The following is a 19,772-nucleotide window of genomic DNA, read 5'->3' as shown; positions in this document are numbered from 1 at the left end:
GGTTAATCAGCTGTTTTGTATTATTAACCCTGTTTGTTCAATGACGGTTTGGGATGGAGGGCGATAGTGCGGCAGTATTGGGTCATTGCCAATCAGATAACCCTGAATCAGAGAACATAGAAATGAGAGGAAAAGAGCCGGAGACAAAACGGCTCCGGCGAGTAACCGACTAACTTCCGCTCAGCATCGCCGACTCAATGCGGCGCTGATTGAATTGCCAGTAAAGCCCGACCAAGGTGATTAAGCCAATCACGCCGAGCAGGAACCAAGGTAACTCCGGCATTTCAAGGGTTCGGCCGGTATCATACATCCACCCGCCGCCGGTATAGCCAATCGCACCACCCAACGCCAGCCCAAGACGGCTAAAGCCCATATAGCTGCCGCGAGCACGGGAGTCAGCCAGTGAAGCACCCAGAGTTTCGCGTGCTGGCTCGGCAATAATAGAACCCATATAGAAGAAGCAAATAAACATAAACAGGGTTTGTAGCTGGTTAATCAGGCCAATAGGGAACAAGCTTAATGTCATGATCAACAACCCGAACATCAAACGCTGTTCAAGACGAAAACGTTTTTCGCTCCAACGAGCAATCGGATAGAGCAGGGTTAGCGAAAGTGCGGCTTCTATGGCATACATCCATTTCACTGCCGCAGGTGAACCGGCAATTTCATTTACTATGATAGGTAACATCAACATCACCTGCACCGATAGCATGTAATAACCGGTCAGTGTTAGCACATAGGTGACAAAGCGGCGATCACGCAACACCCGCATCATGCCCTCTTTCATTGGCGCTCGCACTGTTGAGATGCGATAGGCGGGCAGCAACCAGAGATTCCATCCTGCCGCCAAGATGAAGATAACCGCACCGGTCCAACAGACAAAATGGAAGTCATATTGCAACAGCCAACTGCCGATCAGTGCGCCAATCACCGCACCGGCGCTGTCTTGCATCATTAGTATGGAGTAAAAACGGCCACGCTCATGAGGGCGAGTAAGTTTAATCACCAACGCGGTACGCGGTGGGTCAAATAAGGTGCCACCTAAGCCAGATAGTGCGCAAGCCAACCACAGTATCCAGGGTTCATCTGCCATTGCCATGAGTGCAAAGCCCGCCGCACGCATCAGCATGCCAGTGACTATCATCGGTTTAGCACCGAAACGGTCCGCAATCGCGCCGCCGAAAATCCCCAACCCTTGCTGGACCAGTTGCCTTAAGCCCAAGGCTAGACCCACCAGCACCGCAGCCCACCCTAATTGATCGACAAATCGGATAGATATGAGTGGGAAGACAACGAAGAAACCCAACACCACTAATAAGTTATCGAGCAATAAAAAGTACTTACCCAAGCTGCGAGCTTGCGATACCAAGGCCATGCTTCACCGTCAGAAATTAAAAAGGGAGGGAATGGAAATTACGCTTATAGTTTGTACCCAAATTGTCGGGAACTCTAGAGGGTAGATTGATAATATTTTTTTATCGTCAATACGTTACCTCACCAGCAATTTCATAATAAAATGCAATTTAAGCCCTTTTGTTGCGTAATTTTGTTGTATTGATGTATGGAAAGCGCGCAAGTGTGGTTTTACGCGGCAACGACGTAGCAGGTATATTGAAGAAAAAGCGTGTCGCGAAATCAAGTCCGGCGCATATCTCAAGGGGAGCAGATGTTCGGCTATCATTCAGCAACACCTAAAATACGCCTGACGACTGACCGTATGTCACTGCGGCTGGTTAATGAACGTGATGCTTACCGCATGGCGGAGTATTACGCTGAGAATCAGGCTTTTCTAAAACCGTGGGAACCGGTGCGCGATCAAAGTCACTGCATGCCTTCAGGTTGGCAAGCGCGGCTGGGCATGATCATGGAGCTGCAAAAGCAGGGCAGCGCCTACTACTTTATTTTGTTAGATCCAGAAGAAAAAGAAGTGCGTGGCGTAGCGAATTTCAGCAATGTATTGCGCGGCTCATTCCACGCCTGCTTCCTGGGCTATTCATTAGGTGAACGCTGGCAAGGCCAGGGCTTAATGTTTGAAGCACTGCAACCGCTGATTCGTTATATGCAACGCCAAGAGCGGATGCACCGTATTATGGCTAACTATATGCCGCATAATCATCGCAGTGGCAGTTTACTTGAGCGCCTTGGGTTTGAGCGCGAAGGTTACGCGAAAGATTATTTACTCATTGATGGTCAATGGCGCGATCACGTGCTGACGGCTTTGACTAACAAAGAATGGACGCCAACTCGCTGAGGTCAGGATGAAACACAGTTTAAATGCACTGGAAGCCAGAGTTATTGGCTGTTTGCTGGAAAAACAAGTGACGACGCCGGAGCAATATCCGATGTCGCTTAACGGCGTAACTATTGCCTGTAATCAGAAAACTAACCGCGAGCCGGTGATGGAGTTGTCTGAGTCAGAAGTGCAACAGACGCTGGATTTCCTACTGAAAAAGCATCTTATCCGTACCCAAAGTGGTAACCGGGTAATGAAATACGAACATCGTTTTTGTAATTCTGAGTTTGGTAATCTTAAATTTTCACCCGCTGAACTGGCGGTGATCACCACGTTATTACTGCGTGGCGCCCAGACGCCGGGTGAATTACGTACCCGAACCAATCGTATGTATGAGTTTGCTGATGTGGCTGAAACTGAAGAGGTTCTGACTCAGTTGTCCTTACGCGAAGATGGGCCATTTGTGGTGCGTCTGGCTCGTGAGCCGGGGAAACGTGAAAGCCGCTTTATGCATCTATTCAGTGGTGATATTGCGCCTACGTTGTCAGTGGAAGAAGGTGTCGAAGGGGGCAGCAGCGCCCTTGAAGCTCGCGTGGCTCAACTTGAGCAGCAGGTGATTGCACTAACACGACGTCTGGATGAAGTGCTGTTGCAACTGGATGATTAATAAGGATGCTATGAAAAAGCCCTCTATTGGCAAAAAACTGCGGGTTGGCATTGTCGGCCTTGGTGGGATTGCGCAAAAAGCCTATTTGCCCCTCTTGACGCAAGAGCTGGATTGGCAGTTAGTGGGGGCATTCTCCCCGAATCAGGCTAAAGCACAACCGGTGTGTGACAGCTATCGAATGCGCTATTTTTCGCGGTTGGATAGCTTAGCGGCGGATTGTGATGCCATTTTTGTCCACAGCAGCACCGCCAGCCATTTTCAGGTGGTGAGTGAGTTATTGCAGGCTGGTATTCATGTTTATGTCGATAAACCGCTCGCCGAGACAATCGAACAGTCCGAGCAACTGATTGCCCTGGCGGCGAAGCAGCGTTTGGCCCTGATGGTGGGGTTTAATCGTCGTTTTGCGCCATTGTATCAGCAGCTTAAGCAAAAGATGAATCAGCCGGCCTCCCTGCGGATGGAGAAACATCGTCAGAATGGTATTGGGCCACATGATGTTCGTTTTACGCTGCTTGATGACTATCTGCATGTGGTTGACACTGCACTGTGGCTAGGTGGCGAGTCGGCAACCTTGATGACCGGCTCGGTGCAAGCAAATGAGCAGGGGCAAATGCTCTATGCGGAGCATCTTTTTCAGGCGGGTAACTGCTTAATTACCACCAGTATGCATCGACATGCTGGCACCCAGCGGGAAAGTGTACAGGCCGTCAGTCCCGGAGCCTGTTATCAAATTACCGATATGCGCCAGTGGCAACAGGAGTCTGAAGGGCAGGTGATCAGTCTGCCAACACCGGGCTGGCAAACCACACTGGAACAGCGCGGGTTTAGTGGCGCAGTTCATCACTTTATTACCGCAGTGAGTAACCAAACCGCGCCACAAGTCTCTGGTGAGCAGGCTATTTATGCACAGCGGATGATTGAGCGTATTTTGCAGCAATAGCAATATGGGCGTAAATAATAACGGGCCATTAATTTGTTACATCTATCAGTGGCTATTCAGTGTTGATTACGTAGACTAGCGCCAGTTTTGTCATCCAAGTCTATTAGAAAAATCTATGAACCTATTGAAATCACTGGCTGCTGTCAGTTCTATGACCATGTTTTCCCGCGTATTAGGCTTTGCTCGTGATGCGATTGTGGCACGGGTTTTTGGTGCGGGTATGGCAACGGATGCTTTTTTTGTGGCATTTAAATTGCCCAATTTGTTGCGTCGTATCTTTGCTGAAGGGGCGTTTTCACAGGCTTTTGTGCCTATCTTGGCCGAATATAAAAGCCAACAGGGTGAGGAAGCCACACGAACATTTGTGGCGTACGTCTCTGGTCTGTTGACCTTGATTTTGGCGGTGGTCACGGTGTTAGGGATGTTGGCAGCCCCGTGGGTTATTTTTATTACTGCCCCCGGTTTTACCGATACACCGGATAAGTTTGCGCTAACTTCTGCACTTTTGCGGGTAACTTTCCCATATATTTTGCTGATTTCATTAGCATCATTAGTCGGTGCGATTCTTAATACCTGGAACCGTTTTTCCATCCCAGCTTTTGCGCCCACCTTTCTGAATATCAGCATGATAGGTTTTGCGCTATTTGCTGCCCCTTATTTTAATCCTCCGGTGATGGCACTGGCTTGGGCTGTGGTGGTCGGTGGTGTCCTGCAATTGGGCTACCAGTTACCTCATCTGAAAAAAATAGGGATGTTGGTATTGCCAAGGTTGTCATTGCGCGATGCCGGAGTTTGGCGTGTGATGCGCCAAATGGGGCCCGCGATACTCGGGGTATCCGTTAGCCAAATTTCGCTGATCATAAATACTATTTTTGCATCATTCCTAGTCTCAGGTTCAGTGTCATGGATGTATTACGCTGACCGCCTAATGGAGTTCCCATCGGGTGTGCTGGGGGTGGCTTTGGGGACAATTCTGTTGCCCTCGCTGGCCAAAAGCTTCTCTAGCGGTAACCATGATGAATACTCCAAACTGATGGATTGGGGGCTGCGCCTGTGCTTCTTGCTGGCATTACCCAGTGCGGTCGCCTTAGGCATTCTAGCCAAGCCGCTGGTTGTTTCGTTATTCCAGTATGGGAAATTCAGCGCTTTTGATGCGGTTATGACGCAACGTGCGCTGGTGGCTTATTCCGTCGGTTTAATGGGGCTGATCGTGGTAAAAGTGCTGGCTCCGGGCTTCTACTCGCGCCAGAACATTAAAACGCCGGTCAAGATTGCCATTATCACCCTGATATTAACTCAGGTGATGAACCTGATTTTCATTGGGCCGCTTAAACATGCCGGTTTATCACTGTCGATTGGCTTAGGAGCTTGCCTGAATGCCAGCTTGTTATATTGGCAATTGCGTAAGCAAGATATCTTCCAGCCACAACCAGGCTGGGCGGTGTTCCTAACCAAATTGGTTATTGGTGTTATCGTGATGTCTGCGGTGTTACTGGCATTGCTGTGGGTGATGCCAGCGTGGGATATTGGCGGTATGGCATATCGTTTACTCCGGCTGGCTGCTATCGTGGTGGCGGGGGTTATTGCTTATTTTGGGGCGCTGGCCTTACTTGGGTTTAAACTGCGTGACTTTGCGCGCAGAACCAACTGATTTTACAGTAATAAAAAAGGCCCCTCGGGGCCTTTTTTTAGTAATGACTAGCGATAAAAACTACATGCGTTCAACGGTCTGAATGCCTAAGGTATCCAACCCTTGTTTCAAGGTTTTGGCTGTCAGCATGGCCAGTTTCAGGCGGCTCTGGCGGCTTTCTTCAGTTTCTGCATTCAGGATTTGGCAGTGTTCATAGAAGCTTGAGAACAGACCGGCCAAGTCATACAGATAAGAACACATCACGTGTGGTGTGCCTTCACGGGCCACGGTGGTGATAACTTCTTCAAACTGCAACAGGCGGGTTGCCAGTGCAGCTTCACGGTCTTCTGTAATGACCAATGGCAGTGTCAGGCTGTTTTCATCGACTCCAGCACGCTTAAATATGGAAACCACGCGAGTATAAGCATATTGCATATAAGGTGCGGTGTTACCATCCAGCGCCAGCATGTTATCCCAGTCGAAGATATAGTCGGTGGTGCGGCTTTTTGACAGATCGGCATACTTCACCGCACCGATACCGACAGCTTCAACCACCTGCTTCAGCTCGTCCGCAGGCATGTCAGGGTTTTTCTCAGCAATTAGCTTGCCAGCACGCTCGATGGCTTCATCCAGCAAATCGGACAGTTTGACGGTACCACCGGAGCGGGTTTTAAATGGCTTGCCATCTTTACCTAACATCATGCCGAACATATGGTGCTCTAGTGGCACGGATTCAGGGACATAACCGGCTTTACGCACGATAGTCCAAGCTTGCATCAGATGCTGATGCTGACGGGTGTCGATATAGTACAGCACACGGTCGGCACCCAGAGTCTCATAGCGATATTTGGCACAAGCAATGTCAGTGGTAGTGTAGAGGTAGCCGCCATCTTTCTTCTGGATAATGACGCCCATTGGCTCGCCATCTTTATTTTTATACTCATCCAGATACACGACGGTTGCGCCATCACTTTCCACCGCCAGACCTTTAGCTTTCAAGTCAGCAACAATGCCGGGCAACATGGCGTTATATAAGCTTTCACCCATCACATCATCTTTGGTCAAGGTGACATTCAGACGATCATAAGCAATCTGATTTTGTGCCATGGTGATATCCACCAATTTGCGCCACATCTGACGGCAATACTCGTCGCCACCTTGCAGTTTCACCACATAGGCACGGGCGCGCTGGGCAAACTCTTCATCTTCATCATAGGTTTTCTTGGCCTGCTGATAGAAAAGCTCCAGATCGGATAAGCCCATATCGCTGGCGTTTTCATTCTGCATTTTTTCCAGATAGGCAATCAGCATACCGAACTGAGTACCCCAGTCACCGACGTGGTTAGCGCGAATAACATGGTGGCCTAAGAACTCTAAAGTTCGTACCGCCGCATCACCGATGATAGTTGAGCGCAGGTGGCCCACATGCATCTGTTTCGCTACGTTAGGTGCCGAGTAGTCGACCACGATAGTTTGTGGCTCAACTGGCGCAACCCCCAATTTGGGCGCAGTCAGCGCATGCTCTACCTTACTGGCAACCCATTGGCGATCAAGGAAAATATTGATAAAACCGGGACCGGCAATTTCAACTTTGCTGGCAATGCCGTCAAGATCGAGCAGTTCAATGACTTTTTCTGCCAGTTGTCGGGGTTGCATACCCAGTTTTTTGGCAACGGCCATAACGCCGTTAGCTTGATAATCGCCAAATTGCGCTTTGGCAGATTGGCGAACTTGAGCTTCGCTGCCTGCTGGAGCACCTGCTGCAATCAGCGCCTGGCTGACTTTATCTGAGAGAAGAGCCTGAATATTCACCGGGTTACCTTAATTACGCACAAAAGACACACAAGAGCATCTGTGTGCCAGTTAATTCAAACGGAGCCAAAACATGACACCACAAAAGAATGACCAGCGGCGTGATGGTCTGACACAACGTTAGTCACAAGATGGCAGGATTTATACCATATTTGACCCCCGACGTCAGCATCAGGCCTACGGTTGCGGCTAATCTATTTGAGGTGCCTATTTTGACTGAAATGCCGCAGACAATTTTATTAGCCATGAATAATGTAAAGTCATAAAACAGTCAGATTAAATATGGCTGATTAGCGCTAATAACTGTAGATTATGGCCGCTTCGATGCCGGAAATAACAGTTTAAAAGGAAAATAAGATGCACGGCCTGAAAAATATCGTCGAATTACAGGAGTTATTAACTGACTTACCGTGCTTTGAACAAAAGCTGGCTATTTTCGCGGCTAAATTAACGCTGGATTTAACGCAATTCAGTGCTGACCATATTTCGTTGCGCTGCCATCAGACGGAGACTGCGCAACGCTGGCGCAGTGGATTAGAGCAATGTGGTAATTTGATGTCCGAGTCGCAAATTAATGGGCGACCCATTTGCCTGTTCAAGTTGGCGCAACCACTGGCTGTCGGGCCATGGCAAATAGACTGTATCGAATTGCCGTATCCGGGGAAGACGCATTATCCTCATGAAGGGTGGGAGCACATTGAGCTGGTGTTGTCCGGTGATCCGCAAACCTTGCACCAACGTGCTCTGGCCTTATTACCTGCCACATTGCCAGAAGGGATTCATACCAAATTTAGCTCACCACAAGGTGAACATGAGCGCTTGGCTAACCCGACACTGGCGGTGAGTGATGGCGAGATAACCATTAAGTTTCACCCTTACACTCTGTGGCAAATAGTGGATAGCGAACGCAATGACTAACGTCTATGGGTTATTTATTTCAATACCGACTATCACTTATGGTTATCACTGTGACTGACATCTACTCATGGATTCAAAATGAGTGCCATAGTAAATGCTTCAGCATGTTTACTTACATTCTGTTTTAGCGTGAACGTTATATTCAGCACTTTATTTATTCAACGGTGTAATTGTTGAATACCTATTTATATGTTCAGAAATAATATGGATATATGCCTGTCGCAGTGGCATCCATCAAACGGGGGAGAGAATGACTACATTGGAAATTTGTTGCTATAGCGTAGATTGCGCGCAAGTAGCAGAAAAGGCAGGAGCCGACCGGATTGAATTATGCTGCGGCCAGTCTGAAGGGGGCTTGACGCCGAGTATCGGCGCTTTAATGCAAGCCAGAGAGACGGTCACTATCCCTGTCCACCCGATCGTCCGTCCTCGTGGCGGTGATTTCTGTTATAGCAATAATGATTTTGCCATCATTAAGAATGATATCGCCCGAATTCGCGATATGGGCTTTGCGGGTGTTGTAGTGGGGTTGCTGGATATTGATGGTCACATTGATATGCCGCGGATGCGGGAAATCATGAAGATCAGTGGCCCATTGGCGGTCACATTCCATCGCGCATTTGATATGTGCCAGAACCCTATGGTGGCGCTACAGCAATTAGCCGACCTTAACGTGGCGCGGATTTTAACCTCTGGCCAGCAGCAGAATGCGGAGCTGGGGCTGGCATTATTGAAAGATTTAGTGGCTGCAACCAAAGATCAGGGGCCAGTGATTATGGCTGGAGCGGGGGTGCGCCTGACCAATATGCAGAAATTTATCGATGCCGGTATCCGCGAGCTACACAGTTCAGCCGGGCGTCTTGTTCCCTCAGCCATGAAATACCGTAAAGCCGGTGTCACCATGTGCGCCGACAGTGATGTTGATGAGTTCGCTCATTATTGCGTCGATGGTGAAGTGGTTGAAGCAATGAAGAGTTTGTTGGTGATGGGCGCGCCTTTACCGCAGTCAGCATAGACCTTGCGGCCTTGGCGCTACAGCGTTGTTAGCGGCATTCGTTCACCCGAGTCACTGACTGATGTCAGATCATCGGGACTTACTCATTTTGCTGCCTAGCTGTAACACCAATGACTTTGGGTCTTGATTTGCGACTTTGGCGCTACAGCGTTGTTAGTGGCATTGGTTTACCCGAGTCACTGACGGATATCAGCTTATAAAAAGCCCGGCACTTAGGCCGGGTTTTTTATGGTTTCCGCGCGATTAATACCGCTCTGAGTGGGGCCGGATAGCCTTCAACGGTTTTGCTTGGGTCATTCGGATCAAGGAATTCTGCCAATGACTCGCTGGTCATCCAATCAGTGCGGCGCTGTTCATCAGTGGTGGTCACCGCCATATCGGCGATTCTCACATCGACAAAACCGCATTTCTCAAGCCAGGCTTTCAACGCCGGTGCTGATGGAATAAAGTACACATTACGCATCTGTGCGTAACGGTCGCCGGGCACCAAGACCTGCTGGCTATCCCCCTCAACCACGAGAGTCTCAAGCACCAGTTCCCCTTCGCTGACCAACTGATTTTTCAGTTGATAGAGGTGATCTAGCGGCGAACGGCGGTGATACAGCACACCCATTGAAAACACGGTATCAAAGGCGGCTAATTCAGGCAGTTGTTCAATACCCAGCGGCAGCACGTGAGCGCGCTGGTCACCGCCCAACAGTTTGCGAATGGCTTCAAACTGACATAAAAACAGCTGCATTGGGTCGATGCCAACCGCCAGATGAGCACCTTCGCCAATCATGCGCCATAAATGATAACCGCTACCGCAACCGACATCCAAAATTGTACGCCCTGCCAATGGGCTAATGTGTGGCAAGACTCGCTGCCATTTCCAGTCGGAGCGCCATTCGGTATCAATATCCAACCCATACAATGAAAATGGGCCTTTGCGCCACGGCATCAGGGCGCGCAACATATTTTCCATCCCTTCACGCTGGCCAGCAGAAATCGGCGGGGACATTTCTGCCCGCACGCCTTCGCGCAAATCCAATGACGTGGGGGTGAGTGCCGGTAAATGTTCGACTGCGTTAAACCAGGTTTTAAACTTACCGTGTAATGATTCGCGCTGCCAGGCACTGAGTTGAGCGGGCAGGGTATCTAGCCACGGGCTTAATGGGCCTTTGGCTATCAGCCGGTAAAAATCGCCAAATTCAATCATTGAGCCTCTCCCGATTTCAGGGCAATCAGCGAACCAAAATTAAAGCATTGGAACCACACTTCAGCATGTTCAAAACCGGCCTGATGCAGGCGCTGCTTATGAGTCTCAACGGAATCGGTCAGCATCACATTTTCTAGCATGCTGCGCTTCTGGCTAATCTCAAGTTCGCTATAACCGTTAGCCCGCTTAAAATCGAGGTGCATGTTGAACAGTAGTTCACCAATATCGTTATCTTCAAAGTTAAACTTCTCAGACAGCACTAAGGCGCCACCTGGGCGCAGCCCTTGGTATACCTGATTAAGCAAGCGCTGACGGTCAGCCGGTTCAAGGAATTGCAGTGTGAAGTTAAGCACCACCATTGAGGCGTTTTCCAGCTTGATGTCGAGAATATCCGACTCCACCACTTCCACCGGTGTTTCTGCCCGAAAAGCATCTATATGACGGCGGCAGCGTTCAACCATGGCCGGTGAATTATCCACGGCAATAATTTTACAGCCCGCAGCTTTGATATTACGGCGCATTGACAGTGTGGCCGCGCCCAGCGAGCAGCCCAGATCATAAATTTGACTATTGGGTTGCACAAAACGCTCCGCCAACATACCTATCATCGAAATGATATTGGAATAACCGGGCACCGATCGCTGAATCATATCAGGGAATACTTCAGCGACTTTTTCGTCGAAGGTCCAGTCACCTAATTTGGCAATAGGGGCAGCAAACAGGCTATCACGCTGTGGCTCTGTTGCCCCAGACTGATGGTGCTGCGCGTCGTTTTGAGATTGAGTGTCGCGATTTGGCATGACTGTCATTGGCATTAACAAGAAATTAAAGGCGCATATTATAACAGAAAACTCCGCAGATAAGCGCGATAAAGCGAAGGTTGGGGATCAGATAGGTAAAGGCAGACATGAAGGCGGTGATAAGCCGCCCAGAGTAGCAAGGTTCCGGCTGTTTGGCTGCGGAACCGACAAAATAGTCATTATTAGGTCAGACTGAAAATCTGATCCCAAGGTAAATAGTAAATATTTGCGATAATCATCAATACTAAAGAAACATAAGTGGCGCTCATCCCAGAACGACGCCAACGAATTTCGCGATGACGTAAACCATAATAGTGCAGTAGACGACCGACTATCAGCATTAATCCACAAATATGGACCATCCATGTCTCACCGCCGTTCATTTCCATCATGATGAGTAAAATGACAGCAATCGGGATATATTCTACGGCGTTACCATGCACGCGGATGGCGGTTTGTAATTCATAAAAACCACCGTCGCCATAAGCGACTCGGTACTGATTTCTCAATTTAACAACATCAAATGAAAGCTTGATCAGTAACAGTGCGCCCAACACGACATAAAGCGAGCTAACCATTTTTAACTCCATTGCCCAACCATCGACTGGCTGAATAATGATAACCGCCTACCGAGAAACTGTCGCTAGAAAAAGTGGACAGAAGCACAATTCTTAATAGTCAGTTTCATGTTTGGAAAGATAAGCTTGCGGATACATTGTGGCGTTAGGCGACCAAAGCCCTGGGTTAGGGCGAAAAAGACGCCAATATCCTTAAAACAGTTGGTCTTGTTCTGGCCAGTCAGGTGCAGGAGGTAAGGTCGTTATTATTGCGGCTAATTGTTGCCAAATCTTTTGTGCCTGCTGTGGCGAGTCACTGTTATCTGGTGTGTGAATGAAAACATAAGGCTGATATTGCTGTTCCCACTGTGGCAGTTTTTGTAACCAAGGTGAAAATAGAGCTAAATTATCATCCAGTTGATCGCCACCAATAAAGCGCACCAAAGGCTGGCCACCAGTGACGATGGCATGCACTGGCAGGCGCGGTTTCTTACTTTGCGCATCACGCACTGCGGCGGTGAGCGGTTTAGCCGCATGAATCGGGCGGCTGTCCAACATCACGCGATTGACGGCTCGTTGGTGTAAACCCTGATTGAGAGCCAGTTCTGCTGCCCCCTTAGCGAAAAACTCCGGATGGCGCACTTCTACGCCGTAATGAAAATCTGCGGGTAATTTGTCGATAAATTGCCATAAGCGGTGTAGTTCATTCGGCCCGAAAGCGGCGGGGAGTTGTATCCATAATTGGCCAATACGCTGGTGCAGCGGTGCTAAGCATTGATAGAAAGCGCCCAGTTCTTGATCGCAGTTGCGTAGGGCCGCTTGGTGGCTAATAGTGGCGGGGAACTTAAAACAGAAGCGGAAGCTATCGGGCGTCATATCACGCCAGCGCTGCACAATTTCTAGCCGGGGTAATGCATAGAAAGTGGTGTTCCCTTCGACGCAATTAAAATAACGGCTGTAATCGGCCAAATCCTTGATACCCAAGCGGTTCCAGGTTGGGTGTTGCCATTGCGGCAGTCCTATATACATGTTTACCCTTCTTATTTGCTGCTACAGCGTTGTTGGCTGCATTCACGCGCCCGAATCACTGACCGATGTCAGCTCATCGGGACTTATTCACTTGCCGCCTAGCTGTAACACCAAATACTTTGGGTAAATTTCTTATATTTGCTGCTACAGGGTTGTTGGCTGCATTCACGCGCCCGAATCACTGACCGGTGTCAGCTCATCGGGACTTATTCACTTGCCGCCTGGCTGTAACACCCAATATTTTGGGTAAATTTATTATATTTGCTGCTACAGAACGAGTTAGCGATATTCTCTCGACAGAATTTATCGTTACTCGGTAAGGGCTGCAACAATTTCGCTGCTGCTGCGCACGCGGGATATCCGCGGGAAGATATTGTTAACCGCAAACTGCTGCATTTCGGCACTTGCGGTGCTGCAACCATCTTCGGCAATGACTAACTCATAGCCCAGCTCCCAGGCTGCCCGGGCGGTGGATTCGACACCAATATTGGTGGAAACTCCGGCCAATACGATGGTTTTAATCCCTCGGCGGCGCAGCTGTAAATCTAAATCTGTGCCGTAGAAGGCTCCCCACTGATGTTTTATGACTTTAATATCGCCATCGGTCACCGCCAACTCTTCAGGGAAAGTCCACCATGACTCCGGCAAACCACCGGCAGGAGGTGGGCTTGGCTGATCAACCGGCTGTTTTAGCGCATCAGCGAATGAATCGGACCACCCCACACGCACGAAAACGACTGGGGCACCCGACTGGCGAAAGGTATTAGCCAGGCGAGCATTGGTGGCAATAACCTGCTCGGCAGTGTAGGGGCCTTTGGCAAAAGGTAAAATCCCCTGCTGCAAATCGATCAGTACCAGAGCGGTGGTTTTTGCATCAAGTTTCATGTGGTTGTGCCTCTATATCATGGGGGAGAGCCAAAACGACTGGCTCAATCTGCTGACCAGTTTATGCCAACATATGTTATCGGGCAGTCCTTGCGAGGGAACAAATTTGTTAAATGATGTGTTAAAACATCACCGAAAGGGATTTTGTTGTCTCTCAGCTGTGCGTTCGCTCTTATCTATGCCACGAAATTCCTTTATAATGGCCCCCTTTTTTCAACACTCTTTAATCTATCAATACCTATGCCAATATATAACTTCTTTTGGGATAAAATAGGGCGTGTAGCGCTTGCAACCATCGATTAGAGAAACTGCAAAAATTTTCCGACGCGCCTCTGACTCAATGTCCTGCGTGTCATCAGCCCGCGTTATCGAAATTTATCTCTGCGGCCGGTTTTCAATTGAAAGGCACCGGCTGGTACGCGACAGATTTCAAGCCGGGCAGTAAGAGCAAACCAGATAATAAGAGTAAACCAGACAGTAGTAGCTGAGGCTCAATAAGGGCTCATCAGAAAACAGCCGCACGGACAGTAGATAACGCGTGCGGCATCGGCTGAGTAAAAGGATATTGTATGCGTACTGAGTATTGCGGGCAGTTGAATCTGTCCCATGTGGGCCAAGAAGTGACTCTTTGTGGTTGGGTTAACCGCCGTCGTGACTTGGGTGGCCTGATTTTTATTGATATGCGCGATCGCGAAGGCATCGTTCAGGTGTTCTTCGATCCGGACCATAAAGCCGCTTATGAGCAAGCTTCTGAGCTGCGTAATGAGTTCTGTATTCAGATTACTGGTACTGTGCGCGCGCGTCCTGACAACCAAATCAATAAAGATATGCCTACCGGTGAAGTAGAAATCTTTGCCCACGCGCTGAATATTATCAACCGTTCCGAGCCTTTGCCGCTGGACTCCAACCAGACTAACAGTGAAGAGCAGCGTCTGAAGTATCGCTATTTGGATCTGCGCCGCCCGGAAATGGCCGACCGCCTGAAGACCCGCGCTAAAATTACCAGCTTCGTACGTCGCTTTATGGACAGCCATGGTTTCCTTGATATCGAAACCCCAATGCTGACGAAAGCAACTCCTGAAGGTGCTCGTGACTATCTGGTGCCAAGCCGGGTACATAAAGGCAAATTCTATGCCTTGCCACAATCGCCACAGCTGTTCAAACAGCTGTTGATGATGTCTGGTTTTGACCGCTATTATCAGATTGTAAAATGTTTCCGTGATGAAGATTTACGTGCTGACCGTCAGCCTGAATTTACTCAGATCGATGTGGAAACCTCTTTCATGACCGCCGATCAAGTGCGTGAAGTGATGGAGAAACTGGTGCGTGAATTGTGGCAAGAGACCAAAGGTGTTTCACTGGGCGATTTCCCGGTAATGACTTTTGCCGAAGCGATGCGTCGCTATGGTTCCGATAAGCCCGATCTGCGCAACCCATTAGAGTTGGTGGATGTCGCTGACTTGGTCAAAGATGTTGAGTTTAAAGTCTTTTCTGGCCCAGCTAATGATGCGAAAGGTCGTGTTGCGGCACTGCGTGTTCCGGGCGGCGCTCAAGTGACTCGTAAGCAAATTGATGAATACACTCAGTTTGTTAGCATCTATGGTGCAAAAGGCTTGGCATGGCTGAAAGTGAATGACCGTGCTGCGGGGGTTGAAGGTGTACAAAGCCCGGTGGCGAAATTCCTCAGTGCAGAAGTGCTGGAAGCGATTCTGGTTCGTACTCAGGCAGAAAGCGGCGATATCCTGTTCTTTGGCGCAGATAGCGACAAAGTTGTCACTGACGCCATGGGCGCACTGCGCTTGAAAGTGGGCCGCGACCTGCAACTGACTCAGTTGGGGACATGGGCACCGCTGTGGGTGGTTGACTTCCCAATGTTTGAAGATGACAGCGAAGGTGGTCTGACCGCCATGCACCATCCGTTTACTGCCCCTAAAGATATGAGCCCGGAACAATTGGCTGCGGCACCGACCACAGCTATCGCCAATGCTTACGATATGGTCATCAATGGCTATGAAGTAGGTGGCGGTTCGGTGCGTATCCACCGCACTGAAATGCAACAGCAGGTGTTTGGTATTCTGGGTATCAATGAACATGAACAACGTGAGAAGTTTGGCTTCTTGTTGGACGCATTGAAATACGGTACCCCACCACATGCCGGTCTGGCTTTTGGCCTTGACCGCCTGGTGATGCTACTGACCGGCACCGATAACATTCGTGATGTCATTGCCTTCCCGAAAACCACTGCTGCGGCTTGTCTGATGACTGATGCGCCAAGTTTTGCTAATCCTGCTTCACTGCAAGAGCTGTCTATCAGCGTTGTGGCGAAGAAAGGGGCGACGGATAGCGTGGAAGACGAGAAGTAATGAATTATAAATGCCCCGAATCAATACTGGCAGTTATCTACGCCAGATCGAGTGGTCGGGTGCTGATGTTGCAACGGCGTGATGACCCTGATTTCTGGCAGTCGGTGACCGGCAGTCTGGAAGAGGGAGAAACCCCGTTGCAAACTGCGCAGCGCGAAGTAATGGAAGAGGTCGGCATTGATATACTGGGTGAAAACCTTGAGTTGATCGACTGCCAACGCTGCGTGGAATTTGAAATTTTTATGCATTTTCGCCATCGCTATGCACCGGGTGTGACGCGGAATAAAGAACATTGGTTCTGTCTGGCGTTACCTGAAGAGCGGGATGTGGTTATTACTGAACATCTTGCTTATCAGTGGGTAGATGCTGTGGAGGCCGCAGCATCGACCAAGTCCTGGAGTAATCAGCAAGCGATTGAAGAGTTTGTTATTTAATTCCCGTCTATCCCCAAGGTAATTGAAATTACAGGTAGGCGACCACCGAACCAGCCCGCTGAACGTATATAAGCAAGTGATTCGGGTGAGTGAGGGCAGCTAACACCGCGGTGGCTTCAAGTACCAAGGGGATAATTAGGCTATTTTGGAGATACTTATTTATGGCAGGTCATAGTAAATGGGCCAACACAAAGCACCGCAAAGCGGCACAGGATGCTAAACGCGGTAAGATTTTCACTAAAATTATTCGTGAATTGGTAACTGCCGCACGTCTGGGTGGTGGTGATCCGGGTGCCAACCCACGTTTACGTGCTGCTATCGATAAAGCGTTGTCGAATAACATGACACGCGACACCCTGAACCGCGCGATTGCCCGTGGTGTGGGTGGTGACGAAGATAACAACATGGAAACCATCATTTACGAAGGTTATGGCCCGGGCGGTACTGCGGTCATGGTCGAATGCTTGAGTGATAACCGTAACCGTACTGTATCTGAAGTCCGCCATGCATTCACCAAAACAGGTGGTAATCTGGGGACTGATGGCTCGGTTTCTTATCTATTCACCAAAAAAGGTGTTATTTCCTATGCACCAGGTTTAGCAGAAGATGCGGTGATGGATGCGGCGCTAGAAGCGGGTGCGGATGATATCGTGGTCTATGATGACGGCGCTATTGATGTGTTCACTGCCTGGGAATCGCTGGGTGCGGTGAAAGATGCACTGGATGCTGCGGGTCTGGTTGCTGAGGGTGCTGAAGTCTCCTTAATTCCATCAACTAAAGCGGATCTGGATGCTGAAACGGCACCAAAACTGCTGCGCTTGATTGATATGTTAGAAGATTCTGATGATGTGCAAGAGGTTTACCATAATGGTGAAATCTCTGATGAAGTTGCAGCAACCCTGTAAATCATCGCTGACTCACCCTACTCTTTAAATCTATCTGTAATCCTCTCTGGCCGCATTGGTGGCCAGGGCTTTTGATGTGAAAAGGTAAATAAGCTGGTATGGCGATCGTATTAGGCATCGATCCCGGTTCTCGTGTCACCGGTTATGGCGTGATCCGCCAGCAAGGTCGTCAGCTAACCTATCTGGGCAGCGGCTGTATTCGCACGGTTGTTGACGATATGCCTACTCGCCTGAAGTTAATTTATGCAGGCGTGACTGAAATTATCACTCAGTTTCAACCCGACTTTTTTGCCATCGAACAAGTGTTTATGGCGAAAAACCCAGACTCAGCTTTAAAGCTGGGGCAGGCGCGTGGCGCAGCTATTGTCGCGGCGGTAAATCTGAATTTGCCCGTCTCCGAATATGCCGCTCGTCAGGTTAAACAGACGGTAGTAGGAACCGGGGCGGCGGAAAAAAGCCAAGTCCAGCACATGGTGCGCTCGCTGTTAAAACTCCCGGCGAACCCACAAGCCGATGCTGCTGATGCATTGGCAATTGCTATTACCCATTGCCATCTGAGTCAAAATACCCTGCGACTGGGTAATGAGCAGATGACGTTGGCTCGCGGTAGAATTCGCTAGCCACTATTTTATGCGAGCGGGTTAACTGTTATTGTAGGCTGGATATCCATCCAGCCTTTTTTATGCTATAAACAGCCATTATGTTCATACCCTAATGTGGGTAATCGAGGAGAGAGTCAACGTGATAGGGCGCCTCAGAGGTATCATTCTGGAAAAACAGCCGCCATTAGTGCTGCTGGAAACAAACGGTGTTGGCTATGAAGTCCAATTGCCGATGACTTGCTTTTATGAGCTGCCAGATTTGGGGCAAGAAGCCATTATCTTCACTCAGTTTGTGGTGCGCGAAGATGCTCAACTGCTGTACGGATTTAATGACAAGCAGGAGCGGGCACTGTTTCGTGAATTGATCAAAGTTAATGGCGTTGGGCCAAAACTTGCGCTGGCCATTCTCTCTGGCATGTCGGCGCAGCAGTTTGTCGCAGCGGTTGAGCGAGAAGATATCACTACATTGGTGAAGTTACCGGGTGTGGGCAAGAAGACCGCTGAGCGGTTAGTGGTCGAAATGAAAGACCGCTTTAAAGGCCTCAATGGTGATTTGTTCAACAATACCGGCGATATTCAGTTACCCGCCAGTGCTTCGCAAACTTCCGATGCCGATATTGAAGCAGAAGCTGTTTCTGCGCTGGTGGCTTTAGGTTATAAACCACAAGAAGCCAGCCGTTTAGTCAGTAAAATAGCTAAACCGGGTGCAGATTGTGAAACCCTCATTCGTGATGCCCTGCGCGCCGCGTTATAGAAATAATAGGGGTTAAGGATGATTGAAGCAGACCGCCTGATATCTGCGGGTGTTATCAGTGATGAAGAGAGTATTGACCGGGCTATTCGCCCGAAACTGTTGGCAGAGTATGTCGGGCAGCCTCATGTCCGCGAGCAGATGGAAATCTTCATTCAGGCGGCTAAACAGCGTGGCGATGCACTGGACCATGTGTTGATCTTTGGCCCTCCGGGGTTAGGTAAAACCACACTGGCGAATATCGTCGCCAATGAGATGGGAGTAAATCTACGGACAACCTCTGGCCCGGTGTTGGAGAAAGCAGGTGATTTAGCGGCCATGCTGACCAATCTGGAACCCCACGATGTGCTGTTTATTGATGAAATCCACCGTTTATCGCCAGTCGTTGAGGAGATTCTCTATCCGGCGATGGAAGATTATCAGTTGGATATCATGATTGGTGAAGGGCCAGCTGCGCGCTCAATCAAACTTGATTTGCCGCCTTTTACTCTGATTGGCGCGACGACTCGTGCAGGGTCACTGACCTCGCCATTACGTGATCGATTCGGTATTGTCCAGCGGCTGGAGTTTTATCAAGTTGCTGATTTAGAACATATCGTTTCACGCAGCGCCAAGTGTCTGGGGCTGGAATTAACCGCCGAAGGGGCGCATCAATTAGCGCGTCGCTCAAGGGGTACACCACGTATCACCAACCGTTTGCTGCGCCGCGTGCGGGATTTTGCCGAAGTCAGGGCAGATGGCGCAATTAACGGTGATGTTGCAATGAAAGCTCTGGATATGCTGAATGTCGACGCCGAAGGTTTCGATTTCATGGATCGCAAACTCTTGCTAGCAGTTATTGATAAGTTTATGGGCGGCCCGGTGGGGCTAGATAATCTGGCAGCCGCCATTGGCGAAGAGCGTGAAACCATTGAAGATGTTCTGGAACCATACTTAATCCAGCAAGGCTTTATTCAGCGGACACCACGTGGGCGTATTGCCACCAACCATGCCTATAAACATTTCGGTATCACTCGCGAAGAGTAAGTTTTCT

The 19,772-nt window shown here is 49.3% G+C and carries 19 protein-coding genes and 1 pseudogene; 13 read left to right on the top strand and 7 right to left on the bottom strand.

Going from position 1 to position 19,772, the window contains the following annotated elements:
- Nucleotides 1-169 precede the first annotated feature (169 nt).
- On the bottom strand, nucleotides 170-1,375 hold the full coding sequence (gene mdtH, locus FTA96_RS04070; protein ID WP_050122137.1) for a multidrug efflux MFS transporter MdtH: 1,206 nt from the start codon (nucleotides 1,373-1,375) through the stop codon (nucleotides 170-172).
- Nucleotides 1,376-1,666: 291 nt separating this feature from the next.
- Between mdtH and rimJ the strand changes: the two genes are divergently transcribed.
- The 4 genes from rimJ to murJ all read left to right on the top strand — a co-directional run bounded on the left by rimJ (nucleotide 1,667) and on the right by murJ (nucleotide 5,491).
- A complete protein-coding gene (gene rimJ, locus FTA96_RS04065) occupies nucleotides 1,667-2,251 on the top strand; it encodes a ribosomal protein S5-alanine N-acetyltransferase (RefSeq protein ID WP_050318255.1) in 585 nt (194 codons plus the stop codon).
- Nucleotides 2,252-2,258: 7 nt separating this feature from the next.
- The gene (locus FTA96_RS04060) at nucleotides 2,259-2,900 is read left to right on the top strand and encodes a YceH family protein (protein ID WP_145573214.1); all 642 of its coding nucleotides are present in this window, start codon (nucleotides 2,259-2,261) and stop codon (nucleotides 2,898-2,900) included.
- A complete protein-coding gene (locus FTA96_RS04055) occupies nucleotides 2,893-3,840 on the top strand; it encodes a Gfo/Idh/MocA family protein (protein WP_145573212.1) in 948 nt (315 codons plus the stop codon). The genes FTA96_RS04060 and FTA96_RS04055 overlap by 8 nt, the downstream gene beginning before the upstream one ends.
- 115 nt (nucleotides 3,841-3,955) lie before the next feature.
- On the top strand, nucleotides 3,956-5,491 hold the full coding sequence (murJ, locus tag FTA96_RS04050; RefSeq protein WP_050122141.1) for a murein biosynthesis integral membrane protein MurJ: 1,536 nt from the start codon (nucleotides 3,956-3,958) through the stop codon (nucleotides 5,489-5,491).
- Between the two features lie 60 nt (nucleotides 5,492-5,551).
- Here murJ and argS read toward each other — a convergent pair whose 3' ends face one another.
- On the bottom strand, nucleotides 5,552-7,282 hold the full coding sequence (gene argS / locus FTA96_RS04045) for an arginine--tRNA ligase (RefSeq protein WP_050107263.1): 1,731 nt from the start codon (nucleotides 7,280-7,282) through the stop codon (nucleotides 5,552-5,554).
- Between the two features lie 357 nt (nucleotides 7,283-7,639).
- On the opposite strand from argS, the gene FTA96_RS04040 reads away from it, so the two are divergent.
- Both FTA96_RS04040 and cutC read left to right on the top strand, forming a co-directional pair.
- Nucleotides 7,640-8,200: a VOC family protein gene (locus FTA96_RS04040; RefSeq protein WP_145573210.1), complete on the top strand. Its 561-nt coding sequence runs from the start codon at nucleotides 7,640-7,642 to the stop codon at nucleotides 8,198-8,200.
- A 250-nt stretch (nucleotides 8,201-8,450) separates the two neighbouring features.
- The gene (cutC, locus tag FTA96_RS04035; RefSeq protein ID WP_050133968.1) at nucleotides 8,451-9,215 is read left to right on the top strand and encodes a copper homeostasis protein CutC; all 765 of its coding nucleotides are present in this window, start codon (nucleotides 8,451-8,453) and stop codon (nucleotides 9,213-9,215) included.
- Between the two features lie 226 nt (nucleotides 9,216-9,441).
- Here cutC and cmoB read toward each other — a convergent pair whose 3' ends face one another.
- The 5 genes from cmoB to FTA96_RS04010 form a co-directional block, all read right to left on the bottom strand.
- Nucleotides 9,442-10,413, bottom strand: a complete 972-nt coding sequence (gene cmoB, locus FTA96_RS04030) for a tRNA 5-methoxyuridine(34)/uridine 5-oxyacetic acid(34) synthase CmoB (RefSeq protein WP_050107260.1) — start codon at nucleotides 10,411-10,413, stop codon at nucleotides 9,442-9,444.
- Complete coding sequence (cmoA, locus tag FTA96_RS04025) at nucleotides 10,410-11,213, bottom strand: carboxy-S-adenosyl-L-methionine synthase CmoA (RefSeq protein ID WP_050122146.1); 804 nt, start codon at nucleotides 11,211-11,213, stop codon at nucleotides 10,410-10,412. The genes cmoB and cmoA overlap by 4 nt, the downstream gene beginning before the upstream one ends.
- Before the next feature lie 182 nt (nucleotides 11,214-11,395).
- Complete coding sequence (locus FTA96_RS04020; RefSeq protein WP_050107258.1) at nucleotides 11,396-11,791, bottom strand: MAPEG family protein; 396 nt, start codon at nucleotides 11,789-11,791, stop codon at nucleotides 11,396-11,398.
- A gap of 192 nt (nucleotides 11,792-11,983) precedes the next feature.
- A complete protein-coding gene (locus tag FTA96_RS04015) occupies nucleotides 11,984-12,799 on the bottom strand; it encodes a DUF72 domain-containing protein (protein WP_050133977.1) in 816 nt (271 codons plus the stop codon).
- A gap of 309 nt (nucleotides 12,800-13,108) precedes the next feature.
- On the bottom strand, nucleotides 13,109-13,684 hold the full coding sequence (locus FTA96_RS04010) for a hydrolase (protein WP_050146452.1): 576 nt from the start codon (nucleotides 13,682-13,684) through the stop codon (nucleotides 13,109-13,111).
- 287 nt (nucleotides 13,685-13,971) lie between these two features.
- Between FTA96_RS04010 and FTA96_RS04005 the strand changes: the two are divergent.
- The 7 genes and pseudogenes from FTA96_RS04005 to ruvB form a co-directional block, all read left to right on the top strand.
- Nucleotides 13,972-14,172, top strand: a pseudogene (locus FTA96_RS04005) (FmdB family zinc ribbon protein); the annotation flags it as partial.
- Nucleotides 14,173-14,253: 81 nt separating this feature from the next.
- Nucleotides 14,254-16,047 carry an aspartate--tRNA ligase gene (gene aspS / locus FTA96_RS04000; protein WP_050107255.1) on the top strand — a complete coding sequence of 598 codons (1,794 nt, stop codon included), beginning with the start codon at nucleotides 14,254-14,256 and terminating at the stop codon, nucleotides 16,045-16,047.
- Complete coding sequence (gene nudB / locus FTA96_RS03995; protein ID WP_050122150.1) at nucleotides 16,047-16,481, top strand: dihydroneopterin triphosphate diphosphatase; 435 nt, start codon at nucleotides 16,047-16,049, stop codon at nucleotides 16,479-16,481. The genes aspS and nudB overlap by 1 nt, the downstream gene beginning before the upstream one ends.
- 161 nt (nucleotides 16,482-16,642) lie before the next feature.
- Nucleotides 16,643-17,386 (top strand): YebC/PmpR family DNA-binding transcriptional regulator, encoded by a 744-nt coding sequence (locus FTA96_RS03990; protein WP_050107253.1) that lies wholly within the window; start codon nucleotides 16,643-16,645, stop codon nucleotides 17,384-17,386.
- 98 nt (nucleotides 17,387-17,484) lie between these two features.
- A complete protein-coding gene (gene ruvC, locus FTA96_RS03985) occupies nucleotides 17,485-18,006 on the top strand; it encodes a crossover junction endodeoxyribonuclease RuvC (protein ID WP_004708525.1) in 522 nt (173 codons plus the stop codon).
- Between the two features lie 121 nt (nucleotides 18,007-18,127).
- Nucleotides 18,128-18,742: a Holliday junction branch migration protein RuvA gene (ruvA, locus tag FTA96_RS03980; RefSeq protein ID WP_050107252.1), complete on the top strand. Its 615-nt coding sequence runs from the start codon at nucleotides 18,128-18,130 to the stop codon at nucleotides 18,740-18,742.
- A gap of 18 nt (nucleotides 18,743-18,760) precedes the next feature.
- Complete coding sequence (gene ruvB, locus FTA96_RS03975; RefSeq protein WP_004708521.1) at nucleotides 18,761-19,765, top strand: Holliday junction branch migration DNA helicase RuvB; 1,005 nt, start codon at nucleotides 18,761-18,763, stop codon at nucleotides 19,763-19,765.
- Nucleotides 19,766-19,772 lie beyond the last annotated feature (7 nt).

The organism is Yersinia alsatica (assembly GCF_902170305.1).
Taxonomy (GTDB): domain Bacteria; phylum Pseudomonadota; class Gammaproteobacteria; order Enterobacterales; family Enterobacteriaceae; genus Yersinia; species Yersinia alsatica.
The sequence above is the reverse complement of the archived record's forward strand: the minus strand, read 5'-3'. Positions and strand labels throughout refer to the sequence as shown.

Bases quoted from the DNA above. Each gene is read 5' to 3' on its own strand.
- mdtH (WP_050122137.1), bottom strand. From the start codon at position 1,375: ATGGCCTTGGTATCGCAAGCTCGCAGCTTGGGTAAGTACTTTTTATTG.
- rimJ (WP_050318255.1), top strand. From the start codon at position 1,667: ATGTTCGGCTATCATTCAGCAACACCTAAAATACGCCTGACGACTGAC.
- FTA96_RS04060 (WP_145573214.1), top strand. From the start codon at position 2,259: ATGAAACACAGTTTAAATGCACTGGAAGCCAGAGTTATTGGCTGTTTG.
- FTA96_RS04055 (WP_145573212.1), top strand. From the start codon at position 2,893: ATGATTAATAAGGATGCTATGAAAAAGCCCTCTATTGGCAAAAAACTG.
- murJ (WP_050122141.1), top strand. From the start codon at position 3,956: ATGAACCTATTGAAATCACTGGCTGCTGTCAGTTCTATGACCATGTTT.
- FTA96_RS04040 (WP_145573210.1), top strand. From the start codon at position 7,640: ATGCACGGCCTGAAAAATATCGTCGAATTACAGGAGTTATTAACTGAC.
- cutC (WP_050133968.1), top strand. From the start codon at position 8,451: ATGACTACATTGGAAATTTGTTGCTATAGCGTAGATTGCGCGCAAGTA.
- cmoB (WP_050107260.1), bottom strand. From the start codon at position 10,413: ATGATTGAATTTGGCGATTTTTACCGGCTGATAGCCAAAGGCCCATTA.
- cmoA (WP_050122146.1), bottom strand. From the start codon at position 11,213: ATGCCAAATCGCGACACTCAATCTCAAAACGACGCGCAGCACCATCAG.
- FTA96_RS04020 (WP_050107258.1), bottom strand. From the start codon at position 11,791: ATGGTTAGCTCGCTTTATGTCGTGTTGGGCGCACTGTTACTGATCAAG.
- FTA96_RS04015 (WP_050133977.1), bottom strand. From the start codon at position 12,799: ATGTATATAGGACTGCCGCAATGGCAACACCCAACCTGGAACCGCTTG.
- FTA96_RS04010 (WP_050146452.1), bottom strand. From the start codon at position 13,684: ATGAAACTTGATGCAAAAACCACCGCTCTGGTACTGATCGATTTGCAG.
- aspS (WP_050107255.1), top strand. From the start codon at position 14,254: ATGCGTACTGAGTATTGCGGGCAGTTGAATCTGTCCCATGTGGGCCAA.
- nudB (WP_050122150.1), top strand. From the start codon at position 16,047: ATGAATTATAAATGCCCCGAATCAATACTGGCAGTTATCTACGCCAGA.
- FTA96_RS03990 (WP_050107253.1), top strand. From the start codon at position 16,643: ATGGCAGGTCATAGTAAATGGGCCAACACAAAGCACCGCAAAGCGGCA.
- ruvC (WP_004708525.1), top strand. From the start codon at position 17,485: ATGGCGATCGTATTAGGCATCGATCCCGGTTCTCGTGTCACCGGTTAT.
- ruvB (WP_004708521.1), top strand. From the start codon at position 18,761: ATGATTGAAGCAGACCGCCTGATATCTGCGGGTGTTATCAGTGATGAA.